We start from the raw sequence: 840 nt of genomic DNA on the forward strand, positions 1-840 counted from the left end.
TAGCTCAGTTGAGGGGTTACGGATAAGCCCTGCACGCGTCACCAAGCCTGTTTTGACTCCATCATCTACTCAGGCATGGAACAACGCTAAAGCGGCCTATAAGCGCGATGGTGACTTGCGCAAGGTGCTTGAACGCATGGATATGTCAGAAGAGCACCGGCAACAGCTTATTAGCGAGTGCGGGGAGGCTGCGGCATGATTTGGCATGACATTCAGCAGAATACTGAGGAATGGGAAGCGCTGCGCGCAGGAAAGGCCACGGCGTCTAATTTCGGGTTAATCATGGCTAACGCTGGGAAAGCGTTTGGCGACCCTGCAAAGCGTTATGCGCTACAGATAGCACTGGAGCAAATTAAAGGCTGCAAGTCAGAGTTCAGCTTTTCTAACGAGCACATGGAGCGAGGCCACGAACAGGAGCCGATAGCCAGGATGCTGTATGAGGACATGAACTTCATTGGCGTAGATAACGGCGGATTCTTTGACCACGATACGTACGGTGACAGCCCTGACGGATTAGTCGGCAGTGATGGGGTAATAGAGATTAAATCCGTTATCGCCCCGACCCACTACGCCACATTGCAGCGCGGTAATTTCGATCCGTCATATCGCTGGCAGTTAGTAGGACACCTTGATTGCACGGAACGCGATTGGGTGGATTTCGTAAGTTATTGCGCAGACTTCCCAGAAGGAAACCAGTTAATTGTATGCCGCATAAACCGTGATGATTGCATGGATGAAATTAACGCACTAAGGGAAAGGCGAGAGCAATTTTTAACACTGGTCATGGAGGTTAAGCAAAACATATTAAATCAGGTGGCAGCATGAGTGCATGCACGTCGT

At 50.4% G+C, this 840-nt stretch carries 1 protein-coding gene and 1 pseudogene; both read left to right on the forward strand.

Annotation, left to right across the window (positions count from 1 at the left end):
- Positions 1 to 199: pseudogene (locus ACTBDZ_RS18235) on the forward strand (hypothetical protein); the annotation flags it as partial.
- Entirely contained in the window at positions 196 to 825 is a 630-nt protein-coding gene (locus ACTBDZ_RS18240; protein WP_438816324.1) for a lambda exonuclease family protein, read from the forward strand. The pseudogene ACTBDZ_RS18235 and the gene ACTBDZ_RS18240, both read left to right, overlap by 4 nt.
- Positions 826 to 840 lie beyond the last annotated feature (15 nt).

Origin of the sequence: Symbiopectobacterium sp. (genome assembly GCF_051710365.1) — a bacterium.
Taxonomy (GTDB): domain Bacteria; phylum Pseudomonadota; class Gammaproteobacteria; order Enterobacterales; family Enterobacteriaceae; genus Symbiopectobacterium.

What these genes read in the sequence shown, in the direction of transcription:
- ACTBDZ_RS18240 (WP_438816324.1), top strand. Translation starts at nt 196, where the DNA reads ATGATTTGGCATGACATTCAGCAGAATACTGAGGAATGGGAAGCGCTG.